Annotated in this window: 10 protein-coding genes; 9 read left to right on the top strand and 1 reads right to left on the bottom strand. The window is 74.7% G+C overall.

What is annotated here, in order from left to right; translation table 11 throughout:
• The 9 genes from ABT112_RS07380 to ABT112_RS07340 are packed head-to-tail and all read left to right on the top strand — an operon-like array spanning position 1 to position 10168.
• The gene (locus ABT112_RS07380; RefSeq protein WP_351506573.1) at positions 1–891 is read left to right on the top strand and encodes an isocitrate lyase/phosphoenolpyruvate mutase family protein; all 891 of its coding nucleotides are present in this window, start codon (positions 1–3) and stop codon (positions 889–891) included.
• Positions 888–2099, top strand: coding sequence for a phosphonopyruvate decarboxylase (aepY, locus tag ABT112_RS07375; RefSeq protein ID WP_351506570.1), 1212 nt, complete (start codon positions 888–890; stop codon positions 2097–2099). The genes ABT112_RS07380 and aepY overlap by 4 nt, the downstream gene beginning before the upstream one ends.
• Positions 2096–3286 carry a phosphonoacetaldehyde reductase gene (locus ABT112_RS07370; protein WP_351506568.1) on the top strand — a complete coding sequence of 397 codons (1191 nt, stop codon included), beginning with the start codon at positions 2096–2098 and terminating at the stop codon, positions 3284–3286. Before aepY ends, ABT112_RS07370 begins: the two co-directional genes overlap by 4 nt.
• Positions 3268–5448, top strand: a complete 2181-nt coding sequence (locus tag ABT112_RS07365) for an aminotransferase class V-fold PLP-dependent enzyme (protein ID WP_351506566.1) — start codon at positions 3268–3270, stop codon at positions 5446–5448. The genes ABT112_RS07370 and ABT112_RS07365 overlap by 19 nt, the downstream gene beginning before the upstream one ends.
• Before the next feature lie 20 nt (positions 5449–5468).
• Complete coding sequence (locus tag ABT112_RS07360) at positions 5469–6125, top strand: class I SAM-dependent methyltransferase (protein WP_351506564.1); 657 nt, start codon at positions 5469–5471, stop codon at positions 6123–6125.
• 52 nt (positions 6126–6177) lie between these two features.
• Positions 6178–6870: an aspartyl/asparaginyl beta-hydroxylase domain-containing protein gene (locus tag ABT112_RS07355; RefSeq protein ID WP_351506562.1), complete on the top strand. Its 693-nt coding sequence runs from the start codon at positions 6178–6180 to the stop codon at positions 6868–6870.
• Complete coding sequence (locus ABT112_RS07350) at positions 6870–7619, top strand: SDR family oxidoreductase (RefSeq protein WP_351506560.1); 750 nt, start codon at positions 6870–6872, stop codon at positions 7617–7619. Before ABT112_RS07355 ends, ABT112_RS07350 begins: the two co-directional genes overlap by 1 nt.
• 8 nt (positions 7620–7627) lie before the next feature.
• On the top strand, positions 7628–8866 hold the full coding sequence (locus tag ABT112_RS07345) for a peptidogalycan biosysnthesis protein (protein ID WP_351506558.1): 1239 nt from the start codon (positions 7628–7630) through the stop codon (positions 8864–8866).
• A gap of 54 nt (positions 8867–8920) precedes the next feature.
• Positions 8921–10168 carry an MFS transporter gene (locus ABT112_RS07340; protein WP_351506555.1) on the top strand — a complete coding sequence of 416 codons (1248 nt, stop codon included), beginning with the start codon at positions 8921–8923 and terminating at the stop codon, positions 10166–10168.
• On the opposite strand, the gene ABT112_RS07335 is transcribed toward ABT112_RS07340, so the two are convergent.
• On the bottom strand, positions 10131–11633 hold the full coding sequence (locus ABT112_RS07335; RefSeq protein WP_351506553.1) for a sodium:solute symporter family protein: 1503 nt from the start codon (positions 11631–11633) through the stop codon (positions 10131–10133). The two genes, ABT112_RS07340 and ABT112_RS07335, sit on opposite strands and share 38 nt — an antisense overlap.
• Positions 11634–11689 lie beyond the last annotated feature (56 nt).

Raw genomic sequence — 11689 nt, 5'->3', positions numbered from 1 at the left:
ATGACCGTAGCTCCACACGCAGCACCCGCCCTGTCCGCCCCGCGCGCAGCCGTCCTCCGGGAGGCTTTCGCGAGCGGCCGTCTCGTCCGGACGGCCGGCGCGCACGACGGTCTGTCGGCCCGGCTCGCGGAGGAAGCCGGATTCGACGCCGTCTGGGCGTCCGGACTGGAGATCTCGGCCGCGCACGGCCTGCCGGACGTGAGCCTGCTCGGCATGGCCGAGTACCTGTCCGGGGCCGTCGCGATGCAGCGCTCGGTGACGGTGCCGGTGGTCGCCGACTGCGACACCGGCTTCGGCGGCGTCCTGAACGCGGCCCACACGATGATGCGCTACGAGGAGGCCGGCGTCGCCGGTGTCTGCATCGAGGACAAGATCTTCCCCAAGCGGAACAGCTTTGTGAATTCCGGTCAGAAGCTGCTCGACATCGGCGAGTTCGGGCACAAGCTGGAGGCAGCCAAGGGCGCCCAGGCCTCCCCGGACACCGTGCTGATCGCCCGGACCGAGGCGTTCATCTGCGGTCTCGGCCTCCAGGAGGCGCTGAGCCGCTGCCACCACTACGTCGACGCCGGGGCCGACGCCGTCCTGGTCCACTCCAAGTCGGTCGACTCCGGTGAGGTCGTCTCCTTCATGCGGGAGTGGAACCACCGGGCGCCGGTGGTCGTGGTGCCGACCACCTACTCCGACTTCTCCGCCACCGAGGCGCGGGAGGCCGGGATCTCCATGGTCATCTACGCCAACCAGGGCATGCGGGCGGCCATCACGGCCATCCGGGACACCTGGGCCACCGTCCTCGCGGAGGGGTCGACCGCGGCCGTGGAGCCGCGCATCGCCTCGGTCAAGGACATCTTCGCGGTCTCCGGGATGGACCAGTGGCTGGAGATCGACCGATGAGCGGGCAGATCACCGCGGAGGAGTTCACCGACGCCCTCCGGGCGCACGGGGTGCGCAGCGTGACGGGGGTGCCCTGCGGCCATCTCGCGGGGCCGTGGGCGCTGTTCGACGGCGCCGGGGAGCTGACGCCCGCCGCCTCCGAGGGTGCCGCCCTCGCCGTCGCGGCCGGCTGGGAGCTGGCGGGCCGGATGTCGGCCGTGCTCTGCCAGAACTCCGGCTTCGGCAATCTGGTCAACCCGCTCACCTCGCTGCTGCTGCCGTACCGGGTGCCGGTCCTCGTGGTCATGACCATGCGCGGCTGGCCCGATCCGGCAGAGGACGAGCCGCAGCACGCCGCCATGGGCGGCTCGACCGTCGCGCTGCTGGAGACCCTCGACGTGCCGCACACCGTGCTGTGGCCGGGGAAGCTCACCGAGGCGCTGGACCGGGCCGCCGAGGCGCGGGCGCAGGGCCGTCCGTTCTTCCTGCTGGTGCCCCGGGGGGCCATCGGCAAGAGCGCCGGCGCGTACCCCGCCGGCGCGCCCGCCGACGACCGGCTCACCCGGCCGCGCGCGGTGTCCGCCCTCATGGCGGAGCTGACGGACGAGCTGCTGGTCAGCACCACGGGCTATCTGTCCCGCCAGGCCCACCACGAACGGGACCGGCCGGGCAACTTCTACATGCAGGGCTCCATGGGGCACGCCTCCGCGGTGGGCATCGGCCTGGCCACCGCCCGCCCGGACCGGCGCACGGTGGTCCTCGACGGCGACGGCGCCTTCCTCATGCACCTGGGGACCGGCTCCACGATCGGCGCGTCCGGCGCCGGGAACCTCACCCACGTCGTGGTCGACAACGGCTGCTACGAGTCCACCGGCTGCCAGCCCACCACCTCCGGCGGGCTGGACTGGGCGGCCCTGGGCCGCGGACTCGGCTACCGGACCGTCCTCACCTGCGACCGTGCCGAGGACCTGACCGGCCGGCTGCGCACCGCGCTGACCGCCGAGGGGCCGGTGCTCCTCGCGCTCACCGTGCAGCCCACCCCCGGCGAGGTCCATCCCCGGGCGACCGCCTCGACCGGCCCGGTGCAGATCGCCGAGCGGTTCCGGACAGCGGCCACCGGGGCACCCGCCGCGGCCGGCCCGGCGGGAACGGACGGTTCGGCCGGAACAGCCGGCCCGGCGGGAACGGCCGGCCCGGCGCAGGACCACGCCTCCCGGGAGGCACCGTGACCGCGGCCTCCGGGCAGCGGACCGGCCGCCGGGGCGGCCCCCTCCTGCTGACCGGCCGGGGCAGCTTCGCCGAGGTCGCCCGGGTGTGCGCGGGCCGCCGGATCCTGGTCGTCGCCGGCGCCGGGGCGCTGCGCCGGGCCCCGGTCGCCGACTGGCTGCCGCCGGACGCACCGACGTTCAGCGCCTTCCACCCCAACCCCACGGTCGGGCAGGCGGTCGAGGCCGCCCGGCTGTGCCGTGCCTCCGGCGCCGACCTGGTGGTCGGCATCGGCGGCGGTTCCACGCTGGACGTCGCCAAGGCCGCACGGGTGCTGCCCGCCGACCCGGCCGGGGCCGACGACGTCATCGCGGGCCGCCGGCCGGCCCCGGTGGACGGGCCGGAGCTGCTGCTCGTGCCCACCACGGCCGGCACCGGCAGCGAGGTGACCCGGTTCGCGACGCTCTACCGGGGACACCGCAAGGTCTCCCTGGACACCCCGGCGGCGCTCGCCGAGACGGCCGTGGTGGACCCGGAGCTGACCGAGACCTGCCCGCCCGCGCTGACCTGGACCTGCGCCTTCGACACCCTGGCGCACGCCGTCGAGTCGCTGTGGTCGGTGCGGTCCACCGCCGAGTCCCGGGAGCTGGCCACGGCGGCGCTGACCGACCTGCTGCCGGTCCTGCGGCACGCCGGCACGCTGCCGGACCCGGCCGGGCGGGACGCGCTCAGCCGGGCGGCCACCCTGGCGGGTCAGGCCATCGACATCACCCGGACCACGGCCGCCCACGCCCTCTCCTATCCGCTGACCGCGCATCTCGGCATCCCCCACGGCCTGGCCTGCGCGCTCAACCTGTCCTGGCTCGCGCCGCTGGTGGAGACGGCCGAGCCGGACCGGGTGACCGACGCCCGCGGCCCGGCGGCGGTCCGGGAGGCGGTCGCCACCCTGCGGCGGCTCTTCGGCGCCGACGCCGCGGGCACCGACCTGGCCGGGGCGCTGCGGCAGTTGCTGGACCTGCGTGCCGCCCGGCCGTACGGCACCTCCCGGGACACGCCGCTCGATCCGCTCGTCGCGGAAGGCATGTCCTCGAACCGGATGACCGGGACACCCGTCCGGCTGGACCGCGACCAGGTGCGGGCGGGGCTGGAGTCGATCCTTTGCACCGACGTGAGGGGAAAGCGAGGCAGCACATGCGCAACTACCGGGTGACCGGACCGGTCGACGTGCCGGAAGCCACCCTCGCGGCCATGACCACCCCGATGGTGAGCCACCGTTCGGCCGGCTTCCGCGACCTGTTCGGCGGTATCGCGCCGCGGCTGGGCGCGGTGTTCGGCACGAGCGGCACCGTCCTGCCGCTGACCTGCTCCGGGACCGGCGGCCTGGAGGCCGTCGCCGGCTCGCTGCTGCGGCCCGGGGACCGGGTGCTCTCCGTCCAGCTCGGCTACTTCGGCGAGCGCTTCGCGGAGATCGCCGCGCACCACGGCGCGCTGGTCGACGTGCTGGCCGCCCCCTGGGGCTCCGTCGTGGACACCGAGCGCCTCACCGAGCGGCTGGCCACCGGGTACGACGCGGTGCTGCTCACCCACAACGAGACGTCCACCGGGGTCGTCGCGCCGCTGCGCGACTGGGCGCGGGCCATCCGGTCGGTCAGCGACTGCCTCGTCCTCGTCGACGTGGTCAGTTCGCTGGCCGCCCGTGAAGTGGCCTTCGACGACCTGGGGCTGGACGCCGCCGTGGGAGTGACGCAGAAGGCCCTCGCCTGCCCGCCGGGCCTGTCGCTGGTCGCCGTCTCCGAGCGGGCCCTGGCCCGGGCCGCCGCACCCGGCGCGGCCCCCTACTACCTGAGCCTCGCCCGCGCCGCCGAGCACGCGCGGGAGGGCACGACGACGTACACGCCGGCCCTCTCGGTGCTGTACGCCCTGGACACCGCCCTCGCCGCCGTGGAGAAGGAGGGCGTCGAGGCGGTGTGGGAGCGCCACGCCCGCACCGCGCGGCGCTGCCGGGAGGCGCTGCGCGCCGAGGGTCTGACGGTCGTTCCGGCCGAAGCGGACAGCTCCCCCACGGTGACCGCGGTGCGGCTGCCCGAGGGGAACGCGGAACGGGTGCGCGAGCGGCTGGCGGCCGAGCACGACGTCTGGGTGTCCTCCGGGCGCGGCCCCTGGAAGAGCGAGGTGCTGCGCATCGGCCACATGGGACCGGTGGAGGCCGCCGAGATCGACGGGTGCGCCCGGGCGATCGGCGCCGTGCTGGGGCGCCCGGCCGGGCCGTCCCCGGCGCCCCGGCCGCCCGCCGCGGCCGCCACCGCCGCCCCGGAGTCCGGACCGGCGGACCGGCCGGCGGCGTCCCCCGCCGCCGAGCCGGCGAGGACGGACCTCGGCGGGCCCGCGCCCGCCGAGGTCCGCGGCACGGGCGGTGCGGACGGGCTGACCTCCGACTGGGACGCCCTGGTGACCCGGCTGGACGCCCCGGTCTTCCACACCCGCGCCTTCCTCCGCGCCTACGAGCACCACCCCGTCCAGCGGATCAGCGAACCCCGCTACCTGGAGGTCCGCCGGGACGGCGAACTGGTCGCCGCGGCCCCCACCTATCTCCAGGGCGATCCGCTCGGCCTGCTCGGGCTGGCCGACGGCGAACAGGCTCTGCTGTCCCCCATGTGGCACTCCCCGGACTCCCGGCTGCTGGCCGCCGACGAGGCCGCGCTGGAGGCGCTGACCGGCGCGTTCGCCGCCCGGGCCGCCGAACTCGGCGCCGCCCGCTGGGGGTTCGTCAACCTCGGCGCCGACCATCCGATGCTGCCGGCGCTGGAGCGCGGCGGGTTCCGGCGCCAGGAGCTGGTGCCCCGCTGGACGCTGCACCGGTCCGACGCGCCCGACGGCGACACCTATCTGGCCGGAATGCGCCGGTCGGTGCGGCGGGACTACCAGCGGCAGCTGCGCCGGTACGAGGAGCAGGCGCACGTCCGGGTCCACCGGGCGGACCACCCGGGGCTGGTGCCGCTGCTGGAGCTGATCGCGGCCAGCGCAACGAGGACCGGCTCGCCCAAGTACTACGACCCGCAGCGGCTGGCGGCGTTCCTGCGCGAACTCGACGGCCCGGTCCGGGTGGTGGAGGTGCGCGAGAACGACGGCGGGCCGCTCGCCGTGGCCGTCTGCTTCCTGGAGGAGAGACGGCTCCAGGCATGGGCGGGCGGCTACGTGCGCGGCCGCGCCGACCTCAGGTTCAGCCCCTACTACGCCCTGTGGTGGGAGATCGTCCGGCTCATGCGGTCGACCGGCGCCGAGTCGATCGAGTGCGGGCGGCTGAACGAGACCTTCAAGGAAAAGATGCTGCTCCGCCCGCAGAACCTCGTGGCGATGATCGGCCCACGCTGACCCGGAAGGAAGAGCCACCGATGTCCACTTCGCAGTCCCTGACGAACAGTCAGCTCGATTACTACCGCGCCCGCGCCACCGAGTACGACACGACCTTCGTGCCGTACATGGACCCCGCGCTGCCGCCGGTGCTGGACCGGCTGCGGGCCGGGAATCTCACCGGTGACGTGCTGGAGCTGGCGAGCGGCACCGGCTACTGGACCCGCCACCTCTCGCAGCTCGCCGACCGGGTCACCTCGCTCGACGGGTCCGCCGAGATGATCGCCGAGGCGAGCCGCCACCGGCTGCCGAACGTGTCGTTCCGGCAGCAGGACCTCTTCGCCTGGACCCCCGACCGGAGCTGGGACGCGGTGTTCTTCGCGCACTGGCTGGCCCATGTGCCCGACGACCGGTTCGAGGCGTTCTGGGCGTCCGTGCGCCGCGCCGTCCGGCCCGGCGGCGTCGTGGAGTTCGTCGACGTCACCGACCACGAACGGCGGCTGGAACAGCGGGACGACAGCGAGCCGGACGTCGCCGTCCGCCGGACCCTGGAGGACGGGCGCAGCTTCCGCATCGTGAAGGTCTTCCGCAGCCCGGCGGAGCTGACCGAGCGGCTGACGGCCCTGGGCTGGAGCTGCCGCATCGACGAGGTGCACCCGGGCTTCCTGTACGCCACCTGCCGTCCCGCCACCGCGTGAGCCCGGCCCCGTTCCCCATCCGTTCCACGTCGTCGCAGGAGGACAGTCAGTCGTGAAGGGTTCCCTGAGCATCAACCAGCCGGGTGTGCGGAAGGCGGTCAACCGGTACTTCCTGAAGGCCGGCGGCGGCTCCACCCGGTTCCGGATCATGTCGCCGTACGCGCTCTTCCCCGAGGCCCGGAAGCTGGATTACCAGTTCGACCGGCTCAAGGCCGAGGTCACCGAGCTGATCGAGAACCGGGACGTGCGGCCCTACGGCGACATCGACCCGCTGCGGGCGGCGGAGGTGTCCACCGACTGGCGGCTGTACTACGCCTACATGCTGGGCGAGGCCAACCCGATGGCCTACCGGGACTGCCCCACGTTCGTGGACTTCGCCGAGCGCACCCCGCGCGTCGTGAACGCGATCATCGCGATCCTGGAGCCGGGGGTGACGCTGAAGGCGCACGAGGGCCCGTACGCCGGCATCCTCCGGTACCACCTGCCGCTGACCGTCCCGGAGAACAATCCTCCGCGGCTGCGGGTGGACCGGGAGATGCACACCTGGAAGGAGGGCGAGGGCATCCTCATCGACGACACCTTCGAGCACGAGGTCTACAACGAGAGCGACGGCCGCCGCGTGATGCTGATCATCGACATCCGCCGGCCCATGGGCCCGGTGCCCGACGCGGTCAACCGGCTCAGCCTGCGCGCCAAGCGCAAGTGGTCCGCGCAGTTCATCAAGGACTCGGGCGGCGACATCTGATGACGGCCGGCACGGTGGTGGTCACCGGCGGCAGCCGGGGCATCGGAGCGGCGGTGGCGCGCCTCCTCGGCGAGCAGGGGCGGGACGTCTGCCTCAGCTACCGCGAGGACGCGGCGGCGGCCCGGGCGGCCGTCGCCGGGGTGACCGCGGCCGGCGCCCGGGCGATCGCGGTCCGGGCCGACATGAGCAGCCCGGAGGACATCGAGCGGCTCTTCCGTACGGCCGACGCGGAGCTGGGTCCGCTGACCGGTCTGGTCAACAACGTCGGTGTGCTGGAACGGCAATGCCGTGTGGTGGACCTGGACGCGGACCGGCTGCACCGGATCCTGACCACCAATGTGGCCGGCTATTTCCTGTGCGCACGGCAGGCGGTGCTGCGGATGTCCACCGCCCGCGGCGGGGCCGGCGGGGCGATCGTCAACGTGTCGTCGGCCGCCGCCCGGCTCGGCTCCCCCGGGGAGTACGTCGACTACGCCGCGTCCAAGGGGGCGGTGGACACGTTCACCACCGGGCTCGCGCTGGAGGTCGCCGACGAGGGCATCCGGGTCAACGCCGTCCGGCCGGGGTTCATCCGCACCGGCATCCACGCCGACGGCGGCGACCCCGGCCGGGTCGAGCGGCTGGCCCGGAACCTGCCGATGCGGCGGGGCGGCGAGCCGGAGGAGGTGGCCGAGGCCGTCGTCTGGCTGCTGTCCGGCCGGTCCTCCTACGTGACAGGATCGTTCATCGACCTGGCGGGCGGGAAGTGAGGGGCGCAGTGGGGAACATCGGCGTCTTACGCAGTGTGGACGAGGTTCCGGCCGGTGAGTGGGAGGAGCTGACCGAGGCCGCGGACATCGACTCCGCCCGGGGCTTCCTGCAGTTCCGGGAGTACCAGGAGCCGGGCGACAGCGTGCTGTTCACCGCCCGGTCGGCGGGACGGCTGCGGGGCGCCCTGCGGGGCGTCATGGCCGTCCCCCGGTCCGGGGCGACCAGCGATCCGTGGAAGTTCATCGGCTCCGACGCCGTGCTGCGGCCGGCGGACGGCGAGCGCGAGGACGAGACGGCGGACCTCCGCCGTGACCGGCGCGCCCTGGTCCACGCCGCGGCGGGCGAGCCGGCCGGGGCGGCGGACACCCCGCTGTGGCAGCTGCTGACGGACGGCGTCGGACCGGCCCTGGTCGTCCGGGAGTTCGACCGCAGCGAGCTGTGGTGCCACCCCGGGGCGGACCGGGCGGAGGCGGCGGACCTGGCCGCGCGGCTGCTCCGGGCGGCGCAGACGGAGGCGGTGGAGCGGGGTGCGGGAGCCGTGGCATTGCCGTTCGTCAGCCCCCGCGACACCCTGCTGCGCGAGGTCCTCACCGAGGCCGGCTTCCGCGGCGGGGCGATGACCGGCGCGTCCTGGCTGGACACCGCGGGCCGCGGCAGCTACGAGGAGTTCCTCGCCGGGCTGCCGGCCCGGCGCCGCCGGTACTACCGGACGGAGGAGGAGCGGCTCCACCGGGCTCCGGGCCTGTCGACCGGCGAGGCCGACCCGGTCGCCCACGCCCGGCGGATCGGCGAGCTGGAGGCACAGACGCTGATCAAGCACGGCGGCACGGCCGACGCCGAGGCGATCGGGCGGGCCCGGATCGAGATCGCGCGCAGGCTGCCGGAGGCGGTGCGCATCCCCGTCGTCGAGCGGGACGGCCGGATCGTCGCGTGCGCGATGCACCTCGCCGGCCGCCGGAGCGTCGTCTTCATGACCTACGGCTGCGACTACGGCGTCGAGGACCGCGGCGCCTCCTACCCGTGGGCCGCCTTCTACTACCCCGTCCGCACGGCCGTCGCCGGCGGCGCCACGGCGGTGCGGCTCGGCCTGGAGGGCTTCGAGGCCAAGACCCGGCGGGGGGCGCGGGTGGAGGCGCGCGAACTGTGGGTCTGGACCCCCCGGGCGTCCGCGCGCGGGCCGCTCGGGGACCTGCTCGACCTGGTGGGCGCCCGGAACACCGCGTATCTGCGCCGGTTCTCGGACTGACCGGCACGGCCCGCCCCGACCACCCTCGAACGGACAGGGAGCAGTGAGCCCGCCATGACCGCACCCGGCACCGCCGGCGACACCCGGACGGCGACCGCCGCCGAGGAGAGCGCCCCCAACCGGCTGCTGCTGCCGGCGCTGGCCCTGGGCGCCTTCAGCATCGGCACCGACAGCCTCATCATCAGCGGGCTGCTCAACCGAATCGCCGCCGACCTGACCGTTTCGGCGGCCACGGCGGGCCAGCTGATCAGCGTCTTCGCGCTGGTGTACGCGATCGGCGCACCGGTCCTGGCCACCGTCACCGGCATGCTGGACCGCAAGCGGCTGCTGCTGCTCGCGCTGACCGTCTTCGTCGCCGCCAACCTGCTGGGCGCCGTCGCCCCGGACTACCCGGTGCTGATGGCGTCCCGGGTGCTGGCGGCCGTGGGGGCCGGGCTGTACCTGCCGTGCGCGATGGCCGTCACGGTGGGCGTCACCCCGCAGCACCGGCGGGGCCGGGCGCTGGCCGTCGTGGCGGGCGGCATGTCGGCGGCGACCGCCCTGGGGGTCCCGCTCGGCACCCTGATCGGTGCCCTCGGCGACTGGCGGCTCACCCTCGTCCTGGTGGCCGTGCTCGCCACGGTTGCGGTGGGCGTGCTGGCCGTGGCCGTTCCGCGGGTGCCGGCCCCGCCGCGGGTGACCGTCGGGCAGCGCCTCCGGGCGGCGGCGCACCCGCAGGTGCTGATCGCCCTGCTGGCCAATGTGCTGGCCTGCGCGGGCGAGTTCACCGTGATGGTCTACGTGGCGCCGCTCGCCGAGGAGGTCACCGGGACGGGCGCGGCCGGCATCAGCGCCTTCCTGCTGGTGTCGGGCTGCGCGGCGCTCGCGGGCAGCGCCGTCGGCGGCCGGGCCGCGGACCGGTTCGGCGGCCGGACCGCCTACAACGGCGCCGTCGCCGTCCTGCTCGCCGGGCTGGCCGCGACGGTGCCGCTCGCCCTGGCCGCACCGGGCGGATCCCGGCTCACCTGGGTGCTGTTCGCGCTGGTCCTGTGCGTCATCGGCGTCGCGTCCTGGGCGCTGCCCCCGGCACAGAACCACCTGATATCGGGCCTGGACATCCCCGAACCGACCGTGGCGCTGTCCCTCAACGGCTCGTCCTCGTATCTGGGTCTGGCCGTCGGCGGTGCGCTGGGCGGCCTCGCCATGGAGCACGGTTCGGTCACCGCGCTCACCCTGGCCGCGACCGGAGTGGAACTGCTCGCGCTGCTCACGGTGGTGCTGGCGGTCACCCTGACCGGGCGGGGCGGGAGCGCCGCCCGATGACCTCGGCCGCGGCGGTGCAGGCCACCGCGAGCGCGAGGTTGAGCAGCAGCGCGGCGAGCCCCGCGTAGACCGCCGGGGAGCGGGGCAGCCCGAGCGGTACGACGGGGGAGAAGCCGTGGCGGATCACCAGCACGGTGCCGCAGACCATGCCCGCGGCCCAGCCGGCCAGCAGCGCGCGGGGGCGCAGCCGCGCTGTGTAGAGGCCGATGGCGACGGCCGGGAATATCTGCAGGATCCAGACACCGCCGAGCAGTTGGAGGTTGACGGCGTCCTGGTCGCGGAGCCCGAAGACGAAGGCCACCGCGCCCGCCTTCGCGGTGAGCGACACCGCCTTGGCGATCCGCACCTGCCGCTTCGGGGTGGCGGTCGGGTGGAAGTACTCGACGTAGACGTTGCGGACGAAGGAGGTCGCGGCGGCGATCGACATCACCGCGGCCGGGACCAGCGCGCCGACCGTGATGGCGCCCAGTACCAGCCCGGTCAGCGGCCCCGGCATCAGCCGGTCGACCAGCATCGGGACGGCGGCCTCGGCGCTGTGCTCGGGGGTGTTCACATCCGCCGCGACGGCGGCGATGCCAAGGAATCCGAACAGGGCCAGGCAGGCCGTCCACACCGGCAGCGCGATGCTGACCCGGCGCAGCGCGGCCGGCCCGGAGGCGGCGAACGCGGCGGTGAGGACGTGCGGATACATCAGCAGGGCGAGCGCCGAACCGATCGCGAGGGTGACGAACGCGGGCTGCTGCCCGGGGGTGAGGACGAGCGTGGCGTGCGCGGACGTGGACGGCAGCCGGGCGGCGGCCGCCGCGAAGACGCCGCCGGGGCCGCCGAGCCGGGTGAGCACCAGCCAGCAGACCGCCAGCACCGAGGCGAACACCGCGACGCCCTTGAGCGGTGAGATGACGGCGGGAGCGCGCAGCCCGTACCGGTAGGTGGCGACGGCCAGCCCGGCGAAGATCACGACCATGACGGCGTCGCTCGCCACGCCCCGGGAGGAGATCCCGGCGACGTCCAGCACCGCACGGATGCCCAGGAGTTGCAGGGCGAGGTACGGCATGGTGGCGAGGATGCCGGTGAGCGCGACGACCATGGCCAGGGGCGCGGAGTCGTAGCGGCTGCGGACGAAATCGGCGGCGGTGACATGACCGTGCCGGCGCGCCACGGCCCACATCCGGGGCAGCAGGACGAAGGCCAGCGGGCAGACGATGATCGTGTACGGCAGCGCGAACAGCGCGGGGGCACCGTTGCCGTACACCAGGCCGGGGACGGCGGTGAAGGTGTAGGCGGTGAAGACGGTGCCGCCCAGCAGCCACCAGGTCCACACGGTGCCCAGACCTCGGTCGGCCAGCGCCCAGCGGCCGAGCGACGGCAGGTCGTCGTTGGGGTGCAGCCGACGGGCGGTGACGGCGAGCAGTGAGGCCCCGGCGATGACGGAGAGAAGCGTCCCGGCTGCCGCGCCTCCGCTCATCTTCACCGCCTTCGGTGTGGTGCCAGGTGCCTGGTGCCGGACTGCCGGGTCGAACG

Source organism: Streptomyces sp. NPDC002055 (assembly GCF_040296705.1).
In the GTDB taxonomy this organism is placed as follows: Bacteria; Actinomycetota; Actinomycetes; order Streptomycetales; family Streptomycetaceae; genus Streptomyces.
Note: the sequence above shows the minus strand (reverse complement) of the source record. Positions and strands in the feature narration are given on the sequence as shown.

Excerpts from the sequence above, each read along its gene's own strand:
- ABT112_RS07365 (WP_351506566.1), top strand. The coding sequence starts at position 3,268 with ATGCGCAACTACCGGGTGACCGGACCGGTCGACGTGCCGGAAGCCACC.
- aepY (WP_351506570.1), top strand. The coding sequence starts at position 888 with ATGAGCGGGCAGATCACCGCGGAGGAGTTCACCGACGCCCTCCGGGCG.
- ABT112_RS07350 (WP_351506560.1), top strand. The coding sequence starts at position 6,870 with ATGACGGCCGGCACGGTGGTGGTCACCGGCGGCAGCCGGGGCATCGGA.
- ABT112_RS07360 (WP_351506564.1), top strand. The coding sequence starts at position 5,469 with ATGTCCACTTCGCAGTCCCTGACGAACAGTCAGCTCGATTACTACCGC.
- ABT112_RS07340 (WP_351506555.1), top strand. The coding sequence starts at position 8,921 with ATGACCGCACCCGGCACCGCCGGCGACACCCGGACGGCGACCGCCGCC.
- ABT112_RS07380 (WP_351506573.1), top strand. The coding sequence starts at position 1 with ATGACCGTAGCTCCACACGCAGCACCCGCCCTGTCCGCCCCGCGCGCA.
- ABT112_RS07335 (WP_351506553.1), bottom strand. The coding sequence starts at position 11,633 with ATGAGCGGAGGCGCGGCAGCCGGGACGCTTCTCTCCGTCATCGCCGGG.